The 20152-nt window shown below is 70.0% G+C and carries 11 protein-coding genes; 7 read left to right on the forward strand and 4 right to left on the reverse strand.

Features of this window, described 5'->3' with window-relative positions:
• The first annotated feature begins 557 nt into the window (after positions 1–557).
• From ACU436_RS15735 to ACU436_RS15745, 3 genes are read left to right on the forward strand one after another with little or no spacing between them, the layout of a single operon-like run.
• The gene (locus tag ACU436_RS15735; protein WP_459025908.1) at positions 558–4325 is read left to right on the forward strand and encodes a protein kinase domain-containing protein; all 3768 of its coding nucleotides are present in this window, start codon (positions 558–560) and stop codon (positions 4323–4325) included.
• A complete protein-coding gene (mads7, locus tag ACU436_RS15740) occupies positions 4322–5971 on the forward strand; it encodes a methylation-associated defense system protein MAD7 (protein ID WP_459025910.1) in 1650 nt (549 codons plus the stop codon). Before ACU436_RS15735 ends, mads7 begins: the two co-directional genes overlap by 4 nt.
• Before the next feature lie 26 nt (positions 5972–5997).
• On the forward strand, positions 5998–11082 hold the full coding sequence (locus ACU436_RS15745) for a helicase HerA domain-containing protein (protein ID WP_459025912.1): 5085 nt from the start codon (positions 5998–6000) through the stop codon (positions 11080–11082).
• A gap of 631 nt (positions 11083–11713) precedes the next feature.
• Here ACU436_RS15745 and ACU436_RS15750 read toward each other — a convergent pair.
• Both ACU436_RS15750 and ACU436_RS15755 read right to left on the reverse strand, forming a co-directional pair.
• Positions 11714–13606, reverse strand: coding sequence for a DNA/RNA helicase domain-containing protein (locus ACU436_RS15750; RefSeq protein WP_459025914.1), 1893 nt, complete (start codon positions 13604–13606; stop codon positions 11714–11716).
• Between the two features lie 157 nt (positions 13607–13763).
• A complete protein-coding gene (locus tag ACU436_RS15755) occupies positions 13764–14123 on the reverse strand; it encodes a nucleotide pyrophosphohydrolase (RefSeq protein WP_459025915.1) in 360 nt (119 codons plus the stop codon).
• A gap of 61 nt (positions 14124–14184) precedes the next feature.
• Between ACU436_RS15755 and ACU436_RS15760 the strand changes: the two genes are divergently transcribed.
• Complete coding sequence (locus tag ACU436_RS15760) at positions 14185–15414, forward strand: helix-turn-helix domain-containing protein (RefSeq protein WP_459025917.1); 1230 nt, start codon at positions 14185–14187, stop codon at positions 15412–15414.
• Complete coding sequence (locus tag ACU436_RS15765) at positions 15414–15896, forward strand: flavoprotein (RefSeq protein ID WP_459025919.1); 483 nt, start codon at positions 15414–15416, stop codon at positions 15894–15896. Before ACU436_RS15760 ends, ACU436_RS15765 begins: the two co-directional genes overlap by 1 nt.
• 250 nt (positions 15897–16146) lie before the next feature.
• Here the strand turns inward: ACU436_RS15765 and ACU436_RS15770 are convergent, their stop codons facing one another.
• Entirely contained in the window at positions 16147–16383 is a 237-nt protein-coding gene (locus tag ACU436_RS15770; RefSeq protein WP_459025921.1) for a DUF4352 domain-containing protein, read from the reverse strand.
• Between the two features lie 23 nt (positions 16384–16406).
• Positions 16407–16928, reverse strand: coding sequence for a hypothetical protein (locus tag ACU436_RS15775; RefSeq protein ID WP_459025923.1), 522 nt, complete (start codon positions 16926–16928; stop codon positions 16407–16409).
• A gap of 88 nt (positions 16929–17016) precedes the next feature.
• Between ACU436_RS15775 and ACU436_RS15780 the strand changes: the two genes are divergently transcribed.
• Positions 17017–19224, forward strand: coding sequence for a DEAD/DEAH box helicase (locus ACU436_RS15780; protein WP_459025924.1), 2208 nt, complete (start codon positions 17017–17019; stop codon positions 19222–19224).
• Positions 19221–20150, forward strand: coding sequence for an HNH endonuclease (locus ACU436_RS15785; protein WP_459025926.1), 930 nt, complete (start codon positions 19221–19223; stop codon positions 20148–20150). Before ACU436_RS15780 ends, ACU436_RS15785 begins: the two co-directional genes overlap by 4 nt.
• Positions 20151–20152: the final 2 nt, after the last annotated feature.

A 20152-nucleotide genomic window follows, 5' to 3' on the forward strand; every position in this document is an offset into this window, starting at 1 on the left:
ACCGATCGATCGACCCGGACGGGTTCGTGCTCGACGCGGGCTATCGTCGGGCTGCCTCGGAGCTGCCTCCCGTTTGCGTGAGCGCAGAGGATGAGCACCCTGAAGTAGGCCTCGCCCGGGCCGTCATCCGTAATGGGTGTGCGTCGCCCCAGCAGGTCAAGGTTCTTGTCGCCTTCTGGTTCGACAGCGCCTGCTTGGTTGTTCCTCCAAGCGGTAGCCGGGAGTACGAGTACGCCAACGCCGCTCGATTCAATGGGCTGGAGGCATGTTGAGCATCTGGCGAACCTGAGATGGCGGGCCGCGGCACGAGTGGGGGCGGCCGTCACAGCCGACACGGCCAGCCAGCGCCGAGTAACGCTGGGTGGCTACTCGTCGACCCCAGGTGCGAACACGGGCAGGGGACGGCGTGCACACATGGCGGTCGTCCGACCTCGCCTCCGACTCCGGCGTCCCCAGCCGCCGGTGGCAAGACGGGATGCGATGACCTTCGACGAGGCCGAGGTGCGGCCCGACATACCCCTGCACGTCCGCGGTCGTACCGAACGGGAGGCTCGCTAGTGGCACGGCTGCACGTTCTCAGCGAGTGGCACGGTCCGGGCGAGGAGAAGGCGGCCCGTCGGCTTGCCGAGAGCCTTCCCCAGCACTGGGACGTCGTCGCAGGTCGGAGCGTGCCCAGCGGAATGGGCACGGTCGACCTCGACCTGGTGGTAGTGGGCGACCGCGCGGTGTTCGTGTGCGAGGAGAAGGCGTGGGGCAAGCACGTCGTCACCGGTGAGGTCTCCTGGTACGTCAACGGCTCGCCGCGGCACAGCCCCGCCAACCAGGTCGCGCACGCGGCCCGGGTTCTGGCGGGAAGGCTCAAGCTCAAGGTCCCGGGCTGGTCGCAGGCGCTCGGCCGGCTGCCGAGGGGCAGGAAGCCGGTGTTCGCTCACGTCGTCCTGTCCCACGACCACCTCGTGCTCGAGGACAACGCTGACCTGGGCGAGCACGTGGTCCTTCGCCTCGACGACGCCGGGAAGGTCCTGACCAGTCTCGACGACGGCTTTGCGACGGCGATGGAACCGCTGCGCCAGCAGCTGATGACCTTCCTGCTCGGCCTGAAACAGCGCGGTGCCGAGAAGGCGCCGGCGCAGATCATGCAGTACGAGGTGCTCGCGGAGGCGACGCCACAGGGCAACGCGCGGGTGTTTCCGGCCCGCACCCCAGCAGGCGAGGGCGCGTTCTTGACGTGCGTGCCCATCGCCGCTGCGGCCGACCAGGAGCAGGCTCGTCTGCTCGCCACCCGGGAGCACGATGCGCTCGCTGCGCTCGCTGCCAAGGAGCGCACGTGGCGGGTCCAAGGCTGGTTCGACTGGGAGGGCTACCGCGTCACGCCCGTGATCGTCGCGATGGACGGCACGAGCTTGGGCAAGCTCGCGGCCAGCGCAAAGAACGAGCGTCGCCCAGCCGAACAGGGTGTCCCGATCGTCCGTGACGCCTTCGCCGCGCTCGCGGACGTGCACGATCTGAAGATCACCCACCGGGCGCTGCAACTACGCAGCATCGAGGTGACGTCCGCGGGCCGGGTGCGGTTCCGCGACTTCGGGCGCGCTCACCTGCCGTCGACGGAGACGATCGCGCCGGCGCTCGACGACGAGCACGCATCGTCCGGGTTCCGGCCGCCCGGGGTTCCGCTGGCGATGCACCAGCCGGCCGACGACGTCTACAGCCTGGCGTTGTGCCTGGTCCAGTGGCTGCACGGCGACGCGAGCGATATGCCGGAGCATGACATCGCCCGCCAACGGGCGACGGAGTATCCCGAGGTCGGGCACGTGCTGGCGCGCTGCCTCTCCCTCGATGCGGGCGAGCGACTCACCGCCGCGCAGGCGTCGGCCGCGTTGTCGCCGGCACCTTCACCCAGACCGAAGCAGCACCAGCCGACGACCGAAGGCGCGATGGTCGCAGGCCGGTACCGGTTGGTGCGCCAGCTCGGCGAAGGCGCCTGGGCCACGACATGGCTGGCCTTCGACGAGAACCTCGACGAGCACCGCACGCTGAAGTTCCTCCGACCCGAGCGGGTCAGCGCGGAGCAGGTGAAGGCCGAGTTCGACAACGCGCGGCTGCTGCGGAGCCATCACTGCGCCCGCGTCGACGATCGGCTGCCGCACCCCGAACCCGGCGTGCTGGTGCAGGAGTACGTCCGCGGCCAGACGCTGCACGATCTCGTTGCGGGGAGCCGGTTGCTCGATCGGGAGGACGCCCGGCGGATCGCCGTCGACGTCCTGAGCGGGCTCGCCGATGCCCACTCCCAGTCGCTGTACCACCGGGATGTCAGCCCGAACAACATCATCGTCCGGGACGACGGCCGCGCGATGCTGATCGACTTCGGGTTGGCGGCGAAGGCGGATACGGCCCGGTCGGCCGTCGGCTCCCCGCCGTACACGGCGCCGGAGGTGTGGGCACGCCGGCAGTGGTCACCGGCAGCGGACATCTACAGCGCTGCAGCATCCGTGCTGCAAGCGATGCTCGGCCGGCTCCCGTACGCCGGCGCCGGGCTCGACGAGCGGCGCACGCTCATCCCGCCCGCCGCCGAGCACTTCCAGCGGTACGGGCGAGCCCTTCTCGACGCCCTCTACGCCGCTGTGGCCTTCGATCCCGGTGAGCGACCGCGGGACGCGGCGGCGTTCGCCCAGGTCCTGCTCCGGGCGAGCGACACCGCCCCCGCACCCGGGCAGCGGGTGGTCAACCCGACTGTCGACGCCTTGCGGGGGCTCTACCGCCACAGCTCGATCGGGAACGCGGGCAACCGGGGCCTCGACGACGCGTTCGCACAGGACACATACGCCACGACGCGCCTCGACGCTGAGCTGCTACCGGCCATCCTTGGCGGCCAGCTCGACGTCGTCGTGCTGTCGGGCAACCCGGGCGACGGCAAGACCTCGTTCCTGGTCCGGGTCGGTGTCGCTCTCGAGCAGGCAGGCGCCACAGCGGTGCACGAGGACGCGGCAGGCTGGCGCAAACGGGTCGGCGGGCGCACGTTCGTCGCGGTCTACGACGCGTCGGAGTCCCACGGCGACCTTTCTTCCGATGGGCTGCTGCACCAGGCCCTCGATCCGGGCGATGGCTCCTCCGCCCAGACCGTGCTCCTGGCCGCCAACGATGGCCGGATCGCGCAGTTCTGCGCAGAGCATCGCGATCGCTACCCCGAGATCACCCGCGAACTCGAGCGCCAGCTGCGCGGTAGTGCACCGAGAACGGACGCGCGCGTCGTGCTCGTCGACCTCAAGCGCCGTGCCCTTGCCCTTCCCGATCTCGACCGCCCCGCGCTGGGTGCCGGCATCCTCTCCTCGCTCACCGCGTTGCACCGCTGGGAGATCTGTGGCGGCTGCAAGGCCCGCGATGCCTGTCCGATCCGGGCGAACGCCGAGCAGCTGCGGTCCGGCCGGGCGCGTCGTGCGGTTTCGGAGCTGCTGCTCACCAGCCATCTGCGACGCAGGCGACGGGCGACGGTTCGCGATGTCCGATCCGCATTCGGTTGGCTGATCACCGGCGACACCTCGTGCGAGAGCGTCCACGACGACGTCGCGAGGGGGATCGATCCCGCGCTCGGACGGCGCGCGTTCGACCTCGCCTTCGACACCGACAGCGGCGACTACCTCGTGCGCGAATGGGCGGATCTCGATCCTGCTGGCCTACCTTCCCCGGGGGCGGCCCGGGCCGCCCGGGCCCGTCGTGACCTCGTGCCGGACCTCGCGTCCCTCGACACATCCGCCATGACCCGCATCAAGCGGGCCCTCTTCTTCGGCGCTTGGGATGCGTCCGGCGCGAGGCACGAAGTGCGCAGCTACCGCTATCTGGACGCCTACCTCGACGCATTGGACGACCCCGCGGCTGCCTTGCCCCGGATGCTGCTCGGGGTGTCGCGCGTCCTCGCGTTCGTCGGCTATCCGGACGAGGGCACGCTCGCGCTGCGAGACCGCGTGTTCGAAGACCCAGCCGTTCGCTCGATCGTCGTCATCAAGGAGCTGCACGCGTCAGAGTTCGAGCTGCGCAGTGCCACCGCGGAAGCCCTGTACGTCGAGTCCTTCCCCGACCAGCTCGAGCTGCGGCACCGCTCCGGTGCCCGGTTGCGGATCACGCTGGACACCGCCGAACTGCTGCTGCGCTCAGCCGACGGTGAGGTGCTTGGCGACGCCGCGTCCGCCGCCCTGCGGCAGGAGATCGAAGGCTTCGGCAACCGGCTGCGGCTGGAGCCGGCGCAGACCGTGCGCATCGTCGACGGTTCCGGCAGCTCGGTGGTCGCCGGCGTTGCCGCGGATGGCGCGATCATGCGGAGGTCGAAGTGAGCATCTCGCTGCCCAAGCCGTTGCGGATCTACCAGTACCGGCCGCTCACCGTGTTCTCCCTGATGGACGCGGACACCGATCGGGTGCTGCCGCAGCTGTTCGAGATGTGCGTGAAGGGTGGCCGATCGAGCCGCTCGCGTACACAGCCGGCCGACTTCGTCGGATACCGAAACGCGATGCTCGATGGTGGGTTCGTCCGCGGCTTCGCGTCGGAGCGTGATCTTGCGTTGTTGGACGGCTGGCTGCGTTCGTGCGTTGTCGACATGTCTCGGTCCCGAGGTGCCAAGACAGGCGAGCAGATGCTGGGTGTCGCGCCGCTGACTCTGGCCGCCTATCGAGCCGGATTGCCGACCAAACGGGATCGGCACCGCGGTCTCGACGATGTCATCTACGGGCTCCTACTCGCCGAGCTGGAGCGTCACGGCGCAACCGGATCAGCGTCGGTGCGCGCCCAGCTTCGCGAACTCGTCACGCGCACCGTGGGCCGGGGGCTCACGATCGGTCCCGAGCCGCGGTGGGAGCCGCAGCTGGCCGAACCCGAGAAGCTCGACATCGGTGCGCTGCTCGAGTTCCGGTTCCTCGAGGGTTTCGAGATGGCCGACGCGCGAGCGATCGACGCTGCTGCGCCGGACAGCCCGCTGCCGGGCGTGACGGCAGATCTGGGCGCGATGTTGATCGCCCACATGCGCACTTACGGAAATCGGCTTCCGGTCCCATCGTTGATGTCCGGCTTCGCCGCGTTGATGTCGCTGGGTGTCTTCACGTTCAGCCTCCGCGCCGACGCGGCTGCCCGGGAGCTGCTTCGTACTGGCGACTGCCCACCCGACATGACGCCTGGGCGGGCTCCCGCATCGCCCGTGGAGCTGTATTGCGACTTCACCGGTGAGCTCGGATCCGAGTCCGACCGGATGTCCCGCCGCTGCGTGGAGCGGGATCTCGACCGCGTGCGACTCGCGTTCCGCGACCGCATGGCGTTCGCGGTGATCGAGCAGGCGCTGCCGCGGATCCCGGGGGCGCCTGACTGCCACGCCGCTTTGACCAGCGCGGAGAAGCTCGCCCATCTCGTGTCGCTGCGCGGCCATCGGCGCGTCGAGACCTACGCGATGGGCAGGATCGACGACATCGTCGCCGAGGCGACGTCGACCGGTGATGCAACGGAACCCGAGCTGGAGTTCCTCGAGCGCGTGCAGGCGAGCGAGGAGAGCGAGGTCGACAAACTCCTCGACATCCTCGCCCATGTCAACGAGGCGAGGGCCGTGAAGAACGCCGTGCTGTGGTTCTGGTCGGTGGGTGGGCTGGAGAAGCCCTACGGCATCCTGCGCGGCTCGGTCCGCAGCCGGCGCTCGTGGCGCTACGCCCCCACCGACGAGCTGCTGACCGCGCTCCTGCTCGCCCTGTTCGTCGAGCCCGATGGCGTCGCCACCCGACAGAGGATGCCGCTACGCGAGGTACTCGACGGGCTGCGGCACCGCTTCGGCATCCTCATCGACCGCCCACCGGCGTTCCTCGACGGGGCCGAGGCCAGGGGTGCGGCGAGCGCGAACCTCGATGCGTTCACCCTGCGGCTCCAGCTTCTCGGTTGCTTCGACAGCCTTTCCGACGACTTCTCCGTGCAGGTCGTCCGGCACCCCCTCGGAGACGTCTGATGGCCGCACCCACCCTTCTCCCACCCATGACGGGCCAGCCGCGGCTGCCGGGGCGGGTCGTCGAGGTGCTCGCTCACCTGCTGGCCCGACGGTTGGGAGAGCAGGCTGTCGGACACTGCATGCGGATCGACAGCGTCCGGCGCGGGGACGCCGCGCGGGTTGCCGACGCGCTCTTCGAGCTGCTGCCGGCCGGCTCCACCGATGTCCATGTGCTGGCGGACCATCCCGATCAGGTCGACGATTCGCTGACCATCCCGGCGGAGCGCGCGATCGAGCTGCGCAACCGCAAGAGCCGGCGGCTCGTGCTGATGGTGCCGGTGGGCAGCGGAACCGCGGCCAGCTCGCTGGACAACAGCTTCGCCCGTGTCGACATCGCGACCCTGCTCGCAGAGGCCGGGGAGGAACTGCTCGCCGCGCTCGCCACCAGCGAGGTAGCAGACGGGGTGCGGAGTCTGGCACGCGAGCTGGGCCGCAGCCGGCCGGTCGAAGCGTGGGCCCGCTACCTCGCCGCCGTCGTCGACGACCCCACCTGGGCCACCGCCGGCCAGGCACTCTGGATCGTCGGGCTCGTCCCCGACCTGGGCGGACCGGAGCTCGTCGGTCGCCTCCCGCGCAACGTCGCCTGCGTCCGGGCGGTCTCCCGTCCGAGCCGGGCGGTGGCATCGGTGTCTGACCGGCTCACGAACGCGCAGCTGCAGGAGAGCGAGGCCCGTGACCGGATCACCCGCTATCTCTCCCGCCCCGACGTCGACCTGTCGGATGCGGCAGCGTGGGCAGGACCCCTCGCCGAACGCCTGCCGGAGCCACTGGGAGCTCTGAGCTTCGAGAAATGGCCCCTCGTCGAAGGCGCGACCGGCGACCTGAACAGCGTGCGACTGGATCCGTTCCTCAAAGAGGACGGCACGCTGCGTCCCGGTACCCGACTGCGCCAGGAGTCCACGGGAGACCTGCCGTACGTCGAGACGGGGGAGGACTCGCCGGGCTCGGTAACGCTGACCTGGCGGACCGACCCGGTAAAGAGCGAGAAGGTCGACCGGTGGCTGCTCGAGGCTCTGCCACCCGAGGACCTGCGGGACGCCGACACGGAGCCGGTGGCGAAGCAGACGGTCAAAGGCGACAAGCGGCGCGCAACGGTGCGTCTCGACCTGAGTGAAGAGGACCTCGGCGACGGTGCGCTCCTCGTCGTGCGCCTCACTGCGCTGGACCAGAATGGTCTGCCCGTGCGGCCGCAGGAGGGCGGCGATGCGGTCGACGAGAGCCAGCAGTTCGCGGTGCGGTGGGAGACCGGCGCGTTCGACTCCTCCAGCCGGCGCGCGTCCAGCCGCTCGCTCGCCCAGGCCCGCCTCGATGCGGCTCTGGAGGGGCAGGACGATCACCGCGAGGACGCGCCGCACTGGGCGGGCGGGACCTTTTCGCTCCGCCTCGGCGCGCGTCGCACCGTCCAGCTCGCCCTCAGCCCGGCTTTCGCAGAACTGCAGCGGCGGTCCCTCGAGGAACGTGGCCGGGTGATGGCGTGGGAGGCGGACGGCCGCCTCGGCGAGGTGCTCGACTCGGCAGCATTCACGCCCCTGGACGGGCTCCTTCCCCCCACCTTCGCCGAGCGCAGGCGGCACTTGTTCGGCCGCCTCGCCGACCGCAAGCCGAGGGACGTCGTCGAGACGCTCGCCTGGGACGACGAGCTGCGGCAGGAAGTGATCAGCTACTGCCAGTCGTACCGGCGGGCCCTCGACTCCGTGACGGACCCTGACGTCCGCAACGGCCTGCTGGCCCTCGACACGGTGCGGCTGTCCGTCGACACCGTCGGACACCCGTCGATCGCTGCGACACTCGTCCTCCCACTGCACCCGATGCGCCTCGCATGGGCGGCCGAGTTCGACGCCACGCTCACGCGGTGGGCGCGGGAGCTCGTGGACGTCGGCCGCTCGACCGCGCGCCGCCGGCACTCCGTCGACGCACGGCTCGTCCGGCGGGTCACCCCGGCCAACCTGCCGTTCGCAGTTCGCGGCGTGGACGGGCTGCCGTTCGTGTACGTCCGGGAGGCCACGCTCGGCACGGGTGTGTACCTGCACGCCGCTGAGGCCGAGCCGGGCGCGGCCGTGCAGGCCGTGTTCGAGGTGCTCGGCCTGGATCGTCGGGACGTCCCGCTGGACCTCCCACCGTCGGCCGTGGCGGAGCGGGTGGCCGCGTACCGCGCGGCGAATCCCGGGCAGGACGCCCTCCGCGTGCTCGCGTACAACGCCGGGTCGGGCGAGCTCCTGGCCCGGGCGCTTGCGGAGTCCGTGCTCAGCGAGTCCGACGACGACGGCCCCGCCGCGGCACCGGCACGACTGGAGCTGACCGCCTACAGCCGCCGCCCGTCGTTCACCGATCCGGTCCCCGCCTTGACTGATCTGCAGCGCGCTGTGGCCTCGCAGGAAGTCAGCGGGGTCCGCTCGCACCTCACTCCACCCCTTGGCGTGAGCGTCCGGCCGCACGAAAGGCTCGCAACCGACGCAGCGGCCGCGCACTTGGGCGTCGTGTCGGACCTGGCGGTCACCGAGTTCAAGGTCGACGACACCGTCACAGCGGACGCAGCCACATCGTTCCGCAACCTGCTGACCCCGGCGCCGACACGGCGTGCGCCCGGAGCGCCGGTGTGGCGCACGGTGCCGGCGCTGCGTGCCCGGAACCGGGAGGGTGCGGTCGACGCCGTGGAAGCGCATCGCGCGTACCAGACCGCTCTCGGCCAGGGCGACGGCGTTCCGGCCCTGACCGCCTACCTCGGTGAGGGTGAGCTGGCATCCCTGCGCGCGGCCCATGACCGCGCCGACTGGGTGCTCACGCTTGACCGCAACCTCGGCCTGGACCTGTACACGGCCGGCGTCGACGGTGAGACCGCGCCATACATCCTCGACTACGCGCCTGACTTCCTGGACGGACTCGGCCCCCGGCTGACCGTGACGACGGCCCACCGCGGTGAGGTCGAGCGGCTGCTCGCCGACGCCATGGGCGGGCTCGACCTGATGGCGGAGGAGAGCTCGGTCCGCGCGGTGCTCGACCACCTGCAGGTGGTGTCCGGGCGACTGGCACTGCGCCTGGTCGCGCGCTCCAGCCTCGCGACGGAGGCCGTCGGACTCGCCGTACTGATGGGGCACCTGCGCCGGCGCGGTGAACTCGACGGCACCATCGTCGTGCCGGTCGACGAGCACCAGGAGGTCTTCGGCGACACCCACGCCGGTGACGTCGGTGTTCGGCGGTGCGATGTCCTGCTCGTCCGGACAACTGCGCGCACCCTGCGCATCGACTGCGTCGAGGCCAAGACCCGCCGCGCCACGGCGCTGCCGATGGCACTCGTCGACGACATCGTCGACCAACTCGACGCGACGGTCGAAATGCTCCACACCACCTTCTTCCGCACCGACCCGCCGCGGATCGACGCGGAGCTGCAGCGTGCCCGGCTCGGCGGAATCCTGCGCCACCACGCCGACCGCGCGCTCGCGATGGGCCTCCTGGACGAGCGGCGACGGACCGATGTCGAGCGGCTCGTCGAGCGCATCGAGGACGGGGCGCTCGTGCCGGAGATCGCCCGACGTGGGTACGTCGTGAACCTGGGCGACCGGGCTGGGCTGCCGAACGAGCACCGAGGGGTGCCGATCCACGTGCTCTCGGCCACCGACCTGGGTGCCGCGGGATTCACTCCGAGCCGGCGCGACGTGCGGACACCGACACCTGACGCGGACTCGGAGGCCAGGCCCTCGCCCCGGCCGCGCCTGGCGGATCGTGGGACGGCCCCACCGTCTGCTGTACCGAAGACTGCCGCTCCGGAAACTCCGGTCGTGCCGCCGATTTCCCCGCCTTCGTCTGCTCAGGCATCGGAGCGGCCCCAGCTATCGCCGCGGGGGCGCGTGCCGGCGTCAGGTGCCGGCGACACGCCACCGCCGCGCCCGTCGGTGAGGCCGGCCCCTGCTGCGGGAAGCCGGGAGCCCGTCCACGCCCGCCCTGGCGCGTCCTCAGGTCCAGGTGCATCTGCAGACCTGCCCCGCCCGTCGCCGCAACCGCGGCAGCCGGCATCGGCCGCCGGACCTGACGCGGCGGTCAGCGAGGGCGGGGTGTTGCCGCAGGTCGTCGACGTGGTGCTGGGCCAAGACGCGCACGCCGCGGATGTCCGCTGGCGGATCAGCACATCCGGTAGCCCGCACCTGTTCGTGCTCGGGATCCCCGGCCAGGGCAAGTCGGTCACAACCCGGCGAATCCTGAACTCGTTCGCCGAGCAAGGCCTTCCTGCACTGGTGCTGGACTTCCACGGCGACATGGCCGCTGCGCCTGCCGGTGGCGCCGCGGTCCTCGACGCGTCCCAGGGCCTGCCGATCTCCCCGTTCGAGCTGGACGACCCCCGCCGCTATCGCGAGGCGGCCTGGGAGCTGTCGGAGGTGGTCGGCTACGTCTGCGGGCTGGGGGAGATCCAGCGCAACGTGATCTACGAGGGCGTCCGCGCGGCGTACGAGAAGCACGGCTACGGCGGACCCGCCGCCCCGACCGGCCAGCCGACGATGGACGAGCTCGCCGCCGCCGTCGCCGAGGTGGAAGGCACCGGCCGGGGCCGCAACGTCGTCGCCCGCCTCCGCCCCCTGAGCGACTTCGGCCTCTTCACCGACGACCCCGGCCAGACCTTCGCCGACCTCCTGCGCCGCGGCCTCGTCCTCGACATCCACAACCTGATGGAGCAGGTCCAGATAGCTGCCGGCGCGTTCGTGCTGCGGAAGGTCTACCGGGAGATGTTCAGGTGGGGGCAGACCGGGCAGCTCCGCCTCGCCGTCGTGTTGGACGAGGCGCACCGGCTGGCCCGCGACGTCACCCTCCCGAAGATCATGAAGGAGGGGCGGAAGTACGGCGTCGCAGTGGTCGTCGCGAGCCAGGGGGTGGACGACTTCCACAAGGACGTGCTGAGCAACGCGGGTACGAAGGTGGCGTTCCGGTGCAACTTTCCGCAGAGCAGAACTGTCGCGGGGTTTCTGCGGGGGAGGGATGGGCAGGACATGTCGGCGGCGTTAGAGCAGCTCGCAGTGGGCCAAGCGTACGTGTCGACGCCCGAGCAGGCGGCGGCGCGGAAGGTGTTCATGGCGAGGGCCTGACCATGGCTGCGCCGCTTTGAAGCCTTAGCGCGAATTTTCACGGCGAGCTGTGATTTCGATACGACCTTGGCTGGTCATGTGTCGCTGTCGTGCGCCGCCACAGTCGCAGCGCGGTGGACATCGCCCGGTCGTGACCGGCCGCGCAGACAGATTCGGTCAGCAGCGTGCCGTTCGTGACGCACCAGCGGCTCGCCGGCCCGTCTCACCGTCGGGCAGCACCAAGAGGGACCGCGTTCGAGCGAAGCGGAAACAACAGGTCGGCCGAGATTCGCACACGAAGGCCGGCCGAAGCCATGAGCTCGCCCTCATGGCAGTCGGCCTCAACTCGCCGGCTGGCGGGAACCGCGCAAGCGGAATCGTAATCCATGTCTGTGCAGACCGGGAGTTCGCCTCCTCCCGTAGCCCTGATGGTGTGGTCCGACGTCGGGTTTGCGGGAGCGACGATTTCGGCGATCCACAGAGCTGGCCCCTGGCGTAGATTGCCACAACGTCCCGGTGCGTCGGCCTGCAAATCAGGATCCAGGCGCGGGGCCCCATAGTATGCGATTGTTTCGCAGAGGCGACTGCGAGAATGATGCACACGTTATATGCATGGTGTTGCATCTACTTGTACCCGCGATCGCTCGAGCGGTCAGCGAGCAATGCCCTCGAGGAATTCCTGGGTCTCTCGGTCGACTGAGTGCATCGCTGTTGCCTTCATGCCCCTTGTCAGCAGCACCTTGTACGTGTTGCGCACCAGAGCAGGGAACTCCTCGTGCGAGGCGCGCCGCACCTGGCCGTCGTGTGATCTGTCCCGCCGGGCGACCCACCTGTCACCGCGGCGTACGAAGTCGTCCCCGAAGATCACGCCGGACCAGTCGTACTCGAAGCCCTGCGCGGTATAGATGCAGCCGACCTGGCCGAAGCCCCGTGGGTCGCTCGCCCAGAAATGGGATGCTGGCACACCGGGCACCGGCTTCTCCGGTTTAGCGTTCCACGGCCGGCGCCAGTTACCGATGACGATATCGTCGACGAGCGCTTTCCCCGATTCGGTGCGTATCGGGTCGCTCCAGGGCCAGCAGTAGCCGGCTGCGATGCGGGCGGTGTCGCCACCACCCGGATTCTGCAGCTCCAGCCAGGATTCGAGGGTTTCAGGCGACGGAAGCGCTGCGACTCGGTACGTCTCGTCAGTGGCCTCGCTGAGTGTCGACCAGGGGACCGGTGGCAGCGAGGAGAGCCCGAGTAGACGGAGGACCCACTGGTCGTAGAGCTCGGAACCGCCGCACCGGTACTGGCCGTGGAGCCGCACGACGCGAACCTGACACCCTGCGGCTTCGGCGGCGGCGCGAATCTCCGCCTCGGTCCCCATCTCGCCCGGGCGCACCACCTGGTGCTCGTCGAGCAGGAAGACCGGTACGCGTGCGACATCGACGAGTTCCTCGACCTGGCGGTTCGCGGCCGCACGCTTGTCTGCCTTCGTGAAGCGATTCACGCTGGTCTCGCGGATGCGGTGCGCCTCGTCGCACACGAGGACGTCGAGTGAGTTCTTGCGCTCGCCGATGAAGCTGTTGAAGTACACGAACATCTGCCGGGCGCGGTTGCTGCGTGACCCTACGACGATCTTGCGCAGAGTATTGGTGAAGGAGCTCGATCCGGTGGCGTGCAGCACCCGCCGACCCGCGCGCGACAGCTCCCCGAGCAGGCTCAGAGCCAGGACGCTCTTACCCGAGCCGGGTCCGCCGAGGACGACCACCACGGTCTTTGTGCTCTCGTCGGAAGCCTGGTCGACGGCTTGTTCCACGACCCTGAAGGCGACCTGTTGCTCGTCGAGGAGCACGAACTGTTCTCGGTGTTTCACCTCGTCGGCGGCGTGGCTGAGCAGCTGCTTGGACGGTTCGGTCCGCGCTTTGAGCAGGTCGTCGGCCGCTCGTCGCGCATCCGTGCGGGTGGCCGGATCCGAGCTGAGGAGTGAACCGAGCAGATCGAGCAGCTCCTGGCGTTCGTCGCGGGTGTAGAGCCTGCCGTACTCATCCAGCCGGTACTGGCGCATCCGCCAGCCCTCCGCGCCGGCGTTGTGCAGGTAGGCGATCCCGTACACGCCACCGGCGCCGTTCGCGAGTGCCGGCGTGAAATCCACGAGTTGCTGGCAGTAGCGGCGGACCTGCTCGGCCGGATGAAGCACGGGTTGCCCGTAGTGCGGCAGGTAGACGAGTTCGTCGTCGATCGACTCGGCATTCGTCCACTGCTTCAGCTCGACGAGGACGTACGACGGCTTACGCGTCTTCGGGTGGACGCCGCAGAGTAGAGCGTCTACACGCTTGGGGGAGTAGGGCAGCTTGTGTTCGAGGAGCACCTCGACGTGCCCGAGCCCCGCTTCCTGCAGATCGGCCAGGAAGGGCGGAAGGCTCATTTCCCACGATCGGACTTCGCTGCGCCCGGTCGCAGCGTCGAAGCGGATCCTCGCCTGCTGCTCGAGCAGTCCGTGCAGCTCCTTCGCCTCGGCCTTCACCAGCAACGAACTCGCAGCGTCTCGCACCAGCGCCACTCGAGATCCCCCACCTGGGCACACGTCATCGACGTGCGGGTGGGGGCAGCTACGAGCTCGTGCTCGGTGCCCGTCGGGCCGCGCAGGTCACTCTAATGGGGCGCTCGGCTCTGAGGATCACAGCGTGCGTCGAGCCATGGCGAGTGGGCTGTGTGGCTCAGCACCGATCGCGTGCCTGCGGGCTCCCGGCAACGTCCGGAGAGGATGTAGGGAATCGGGTCTCGTTGCGGCTGATCTTCTCGTTCGCCGCCGTGACCGGATCGATCCCACAGACGTCGGCGAAGCGGACGAGGTAGATCATCACATCTGCGATCTCGTCGGTCACGCGGCTGCGCAACTCCGCGTCCCAGAGGGCAGGGTCCGCTTGGCGCTCCGAGAGCCACTGAAGCTCGGCGGACAACTCCCCGACCTCACCGGTCAGCGCCATGAGGAGGTTCTTCGGCGTGTGGAGCGGCTCCCAGCCGCGTACCGCGGCGAACGAGCGAAGTCGTGCAGCGAGGTCGGCGATGGCGGACATCCGAGCACGCTACGGCAGCGGGTTGGTCAGGAGCGTGAGCCGATGAGAGCGGCCAGCGGATGTGCTGCGCTCACAGCGCAGCTCGCTCGCTTCTTCCACGGTCGAATCTCGCTGCCCTACCGTCTACCCAGGCTGTGCCACCATCAGCCCCGTGACCGAACCGATAGGCCGGCGCATCGCCCTCCACCGGCGCCGCCGCGGCCTCAGCCAGGCTGCCGTCGCAGGCCTGGTCGGCCGATCGGAGTCCTGGCTGTCCCAGGTCGAACGCGGCTTGCGCACCGTCGACAGCTACACCGTCCTCCGCGACCTCGCGCGAATCCTCCGAGTCGACATCGTCGCCCTCACCGGAAATGGCGAGCGGACGGAGCTGGGTCGGTCGCGCCCCGACGCCGATGTCGGGGCGATCGAGCGGGCGCTGCTCATCGGTGAGCCCGCCGCGCCGGTCGCCGACGTCATCACGGTCGTCACCGACCTGCACACCGCGTACCAGGCGGCTCGGTACGACGAGGTGCTCGCCGCCCTGCCGGGCATGATCGCGGCGCTCGACGGGCGGGATCCGGCGCTGGTCGCGGCCGGCTACGCCGTCGTCGCGAAGACGTTGACGAAGATCGGTTCGCACGACCTTGCGCTGATCGCCGCTGATCGGGCGTGGGCTGCGGCGCGACGCAGTGAGGACCCGGCCGATTTCGGCATGGCCGTCTACCAGGTCGTGTGCGCGCTTCTCCCCACGTCGCGGGCAGAGCTCGCTCAAGAACTTGCGGTCACGACCGCGGCCGAGCTCGAGGGCGGCGAGCCGGGCGTGTGCAGTGTGGCCGGCGCACTCTGGCTCATCGCCGCGGTCGCGGCCGCTCGCCGGGTCGACGCTGCGGGGGCCGAGGAGCGGCTCGGCCGCGCCCAGCGACTCGCCGACCGCCTCGGCGAGGACAGCAACCATCGTTGGACCGCCTTCGGCCCGACCAATGTGGCCATTCACCGCGTCTCGGTCGCCGTGGAGCTCGGTGACGCCCCAGCCGCCATCGCAGCCGCCGAGGCCGTCGATCTCGATCGCCTTCCGGAGGGACTCCGCAGCCGCCGCGTGCAGGTCCAACTGGACATCGCTTGGGCGCAGGCTCAGCGGCGCCGCGATGCCGAGGCGCTCGTCGCGCTCCTGGAGGTGGAGCGGGCGGCGCCACAGGTCACTCGGCGCAACGCCGTCGCGCGCGACACCATCCGCCAGCTCCTGGCCCGAGCCCGAGGGACGAGCGCTGCTGCCGTACGCGGGCTCGCACACCGAGCCGGCGTCGCCGTCTGATGGGGGAGCGGCAGCTCACGTTGGTCGTGTGTGGGGCTCCCCTTGCCGCCCGTGCCGGTGAGGTGGCTGACGCCTTCCGCGAGGGCTGGAGTGTGTCGGTCGTCGTCACCGATGCCGCGAGCCAGTGGTACGCCGTGCCGTCCGAACATGACCGGCCGCGGCCTGATCTCGTCGTCGCCTGCCCGCTCACGTTCAATACGGCCAACAAGGTCGTGGCCGGGATCATGGACACCAGCGCGGCCGGCGCCCTCTGCGATGCGCTCGGGGCTGGGGTACCGGTTGTTGCGGTACCGATGGTGAACAACCGGCTCTGGGGGCACCCCGTGTGGCCATCGACCCTGCAGTCACTGGCCGGAGCGCGTGTCCGGTTCGTCGATCCGCGAACCGGCGAGGTCGGTGAGCCCAAACCGGTTCAGTCGGGGACGGCGCCGGAGATAGTCGCCGCATTCGATCCGGCGTGGGTCGTCGACGCCGTTGGCTGAACCCGCACATTTGTGCGGGTCGCACTCTCGTACGCCAGATACGTCGGAACAGCCGGTCTGCTTGCACCGTGATCAGTCGTGTGCTCGCAGAGGGAGATCCGCTCATTTGGCAGAGGCTGTTGCGCGAGCACGTGCCGGGTCCTGACGGCCGATGTCGGGTCTGCTCGCTCGGCGCGAGCCACGGCCGTCCACACTGGCCCTGCCGCCTGCACGACGTCGCGGCCTCCGCTGCGGCGCTGGTGCGGGGCGGTCAGCGGAAGAGGTAGACGAGCGTGCCGCTGGAGAACATCGACTCGTGCAGCTCGATCGCCGCAGGTGAGAGGCCCTCCGGCACATCGAAGACGAGCACGCCGTCGACGCTGTTGCCCGGGTTGATGTCCGTGAGGAACGACTGGCTGTCCGGCACGTTCATCAGCGCGGCGCCGGCATCGGCGTCGAATTCGCGGCCCTGGGCGTCGAGGAGGGTCTGGTTGGCGCTGGTGAACATCGCAGACACGGTGCCGACGTTCGTCACGGTGACGTGCGCAGCACGTACGTGCCCTGCGCTTCGCTCCGAAGGAAGCTGTCACCGAGGGCGTGCACGCCGGTCTGCACGTCGGTGAGGGTGAAGGTGAAGGATCCGTCTTGCACCACGTCGCCGATGCGGGCCGCAGCCGTGCTGCCTTCCTGCCGCGACGGTGCCGCGTCGGCCGTTGCCGCACTCGGGGCGGCGGCCGGAACGCCCGAGACCGCTGCGGTGAACAGGGCCGCGTACAGGATGCAGATCCCGAGGCCGACGAGTGCGCAGACGAGGCCGGCGACGGCCAGGCCCTTGTTGGTCGCGCGGTTGTCGCGTGCCCGGGACAGGCCGATCGCGCCGAAGATCAGCCCGAGTAGCACCAGCGGCCAAGCGATGATCCCGATCAGCGGGATGAACGAGAACAGCAGGCCGAGCAGACCGAGCACGAACGCCGCAGTCCCGAAGCCGTTCTGCGGCGGTGGCGGGTAGTACCCCGGGCCGGGCGGTGGGTACGGGGGCATGTACTGGGTCACGAGCAGCCACCTCGGTTCCGTCCGTCCCTTCGTTAACGATCGCGGCGGCACACCCGATCAAGGGGCGGATCACGACGGGACGGGAGCAATGGACCAACGGGACGCCGCGCGGGGCAAGGTGGGCTCCGCGGCGAAGGCGACGATCGCCACCGCCCGCGAGTTCGCCGATCACTCCGCAGCGCTGCTCGGCGCACCGCAGGTCCTCCGCGACAGCGCCCGCCACCAGGTCGAGATCCTCAACGGCGACCGCGTCGTCGCGCGGCTGCGCGAGACCCCGATCGACGCGTTGAAGGAGGTGGCCGGGCGAGGAGTGCGGTTCCGGGCGCTCGAGCAGGCCGGCTTCCGGACCGTCGCCGACATCCTGAACGCCCCTGACCACCGGCTCCAACAGGTGCCCGGCGTCGGGCAGGCGACGGTGCAGGAGGTCCGGCGGGCCGCGCGGACGGTCGCCGTCCGGGTGCACCAGGACGTCCGCTTCCGGATCGACCCGGACCGTCGCGACCCCGCGCAGACCCAGCTCCTGGCCACCCTCGCCGGGGTGCGGGCGGCGGACGCCGCCGCGGCCGCGTTGCACGGGCCGCTGCAGGCGTTCCGCACGCAGGTCGCGCCACTTCTCGCCGAGGCGGAGCGGGCGGGCAGCCGGCTCTCGATGTTCTTCTCGCGCCGCTCGAAGAAGGACGCGGCGCTCGGCGCGCTCGCTCAGCTCGACGCGATCCTCGCCGATCCGCGCGTTCGTTCCCTGCAGCACACGGTGCAGGGTCGCGAGCAGGCCGTCGACCCGCGCAGCTACGACCCGGCGCAGCTCTGGCGCGACTACCTGTCCGACGCCGCCTCCGTCAACGCGGTGCTGTCGACGGTCGGCGGCACCGGCACCGCGGAGGACGAGGAGGCGGCGCGCGGGTTCGTCCCGGAAGAGCTGCGGCAGCGGATCAGCGCGATCCCGCTCGACACCTCGAAGCTGACGTCGACCCTGCGCGGCTACCAGGTCTTCGGCGCGCAGTACGCGATCCACCAGGAGCGCTCGATCCTCGGCGACGAGATGGGTCTCGGCAAGACGATCGAGGCGCTCGCCGTGTTCGCCCACCTGGCCGCGAAGGGGCAGCGGCGCTTCCTCGTCATCTGCCCGGCGAGCGTGCAGATCAACTGGCTGAACGAGACGGCCAAGCACACCGTGCTCGCCGCGCACAGCCTGCACGGGCCTGACCGCGAGGCCGCCTGCCGACGCTGGCTTCGGGAGGGTGGCGTGGCCGTGACGACGTTCGGCACGCTCGCACGCCTGCCGGACGATGTCCGCGAGGCCGACGTCGCGATGCTCGTCGTCGACGAGGCGCACTACGTCAAGAACCCGGAGGCAGCGCGCTCGCAGGTGGTGCAGGCGGCGGTGAAGCGCTCGCAGCGGACGTTCTTCCTCACCGGCACGCCGATGGAGAACCGGGTGGAGGAGTTCCGCACGCTCGTCGGGTACCTGCAGCCGAGGGTGGCGCGGAGCGTCAACGCGACGGACGCGGTCGCCGGTGCGAAGGCGTTCCGCCGCGCGGTCGCGCCCGTGTACCTGCGGCGCAACCAGGAGGACGTGCTCACCGAGCTACCGGACAAGATCGAGACGGAGTCGTGGGTGCAGCTCAGCGACACCGACCAGGCCCGGTACGAGGCAGCGGTCTCGGAGCGGAACCTGATGGCGATGCGCCGCGCACCGTTGGTCACGCCCAGCTCGGCGAAGCTCGAACGGCTCCGCGACATCGTCGAGGAGGCCGCCCAGGACGGCATGAAGGTGCTGGTCTTCTCCTACTTCCTGGACACGCTCATGCTGATTCACGAGACGCTCGGCGACGCCGTGGTCGGAACGATCACGGGTGCGGTGCCGCCGGTGGTCCGGCAGCAGATCGTCGACGACTTCACCAAGCGGCCCGGGCACGCGGTCCTGCTCAGCCAGATCGAGGCCGGTGGGGTCGGGATCAACATGCAGGCGGCGTCGGTCGTGATCCTCACCGAGCCGCAGTGGAAGCCGAGCACCGAGGAGCAGGCGATCGCCCGTGCGCACCGGATGGGGCAGGTGCGCACGGTGCAGGTCCACCGGCTGCTGGCCAAGGACTGCATCGACGAGCGGATCCGGGAGATCCAGCAGGGAAAGCGGCTGCTGTTCGACGAGTTCGCGCGCAAGAGCGAGGCCAAGGACGCAGATCGGAGGGCGGTGGATACGTCCGACCACCGACCAGAGGTTCTCGATGACGAGTCGGTGCCGCTGGAGCGGCGCGTGCTCCTCGCCGAACGTCACCGGTTGGGCCTCGAACGATGACGAGCATCGTCCCTCCCCGCGGAGATGACTTCGACGCCACAGTTCGGCGAGACGCTCAGCGTTGGCTCACCGTCCGCACGAACGACGGGCAGACTCCGATCTCGTCGACCGAGTTGCTCGATTTCGAGGTCGACGGCCAACCGTTCCGCCTCATGGATGCTCAGCGGGGCATCCGGAAGCCTCAGCTGCTGTCGTCGGCGCTGTCCATCCGCACCGTTTACCGGGTGGACGGCAAGAACCGGCCGTATGCAGACGAGGTGGGCAGCGACGGCCTGCTTCGCTACAAGTGGCGTGGTGACGATCCGGACCACGCCGAGAATCGCGCGCTGCGCGAAGCGATGCGTCAGGGCGTGCCTCTGATCTGGTTCTTCGGCATCGCGCAGGGCGTCTACAAACCGATTTATCCGATCTACCTGCTGTGGGAGGAACCCGAGGAACAGCAGTTCGTCATCGATCCGGACGTCGCACGCGGGATCGTCTCGCCCGGCCGGACCGTCGACGAGCACGTGCGGCGCTACATCATGCGCGAGACCAGGCACCGGCTCCACCAGCCGGTGTTCCGGGCCACCGTGCTACGGGCGTACGAGAAGCGGTGCGCGGTGTGCGCGCTGCGACATGAACAACTGCTCGACGCCGCCCACATCGTGCCGGACCGGGAAGAAGCCGGGATCGCGGCCGTCCGCAACGGGCTGGCGCTGTGCAAGATCCATCACGCGGCGTACGACTGCCTCGTACTCGGCATCCGGCCCGATCTGGTCGTCGAGATTCGGGCGGATCTGCTCGAGGAGATCGATGGACCCATGCTCGAGCACGGGCTCAAGGGGCGGCACGGGCAGCGCTTGATGGCGGTGCCCAAGGTCCGTGCCGAGCGACCGGATCGGGACATGCTCGACGAGCGGTATGCTGCCTTCCGGGCCGCGGGCTGACA

The organism is Pseudonocardia wallangbongensis (assembly GCF_054486945.1).

Coding starts and splice junctions, on each gene's coding strand:
- ACU436_RS15745 (WP_459025912.1), top strand. CDS start 5,998: ATGACGGGCCAGCCGCGGCTGCCGGGGCGGGTCGTCGAGGTGCTCGCT.
- ACU436_RS15755 (WP_459025915.1), bottom strand. CDS start 14,123: ATGTCCGCCATCGCCGACCTCGCTGCACGACTTCGCTCGTTCGCCGCG.
- ACU436_RS15765 (WP_459025919.1), top strand. CDS start 15,414: ATGGGGGAGCGGCAGCTCACGTTGGTCGTGTGTGGGGCTCCCCTTGCC.
- ACU436_RS15770 (WP_459025921.1), bottom strand. CDS start 16,383: ATGTTCACCAGCGCCAACCAGACCCTCCTCGACGCCCAGGGCCGCGAA.
- ACU436_RS15780 (WP_459025924.1), top strand. CDS start 17,017: ATGGACCAACGGGACGCCGCGCGGGGCAAGGTGGGCTCCGCGGCGAAG.
- ACU436_RS15785 (WP_459025926.1), top strand. CDS start 19,221: ATGACGAGCATCGTCCCTCCCCGCGGAGATGACTTCGACGCCACAGTT.